Raw genomic sequence first — 229 nt, 5'->3', positions numbered from 1 at the left:
CTTTTATCTTTACGGCCCGGTATTAGCGGGCCGTCAAGATAAAAGAGCCGCACCGTACGAAGCGGCCCGGGTTTAGTCAATCAAGCTACGAGTGCCGCGTTGCAACGAGCGCAGCGGGTTTCACTTGGCCTTCAAAGCCAGAGCGGCAACCTGCGGCGCCGGCTGGTAACCGGGAATCAACGTGCCGTCTGCCAGCACGATGGCCGGCGTGCCGTTGACGCCGATGGAC

General features: G+C 61.1%; 1 pseudogene. It reads right to left on the bottom strand.

Features of this window, described 5'->3' with window-relative positions:
* Positions 1-120: 120 nt before the first annotated feature.
* Positions 121-229 (bottom strand): annotated as a pseudogene (locus tag AC0IW7_RS25140) (protein-disulfide isomerase); the annotation flags it as partial.

This window comes from Pseudomonas sp. AC229 (assembly GCF_979254655.1).
This window is presented reverse-complemented; position numbering and strand designations above follow the sequence as displayed.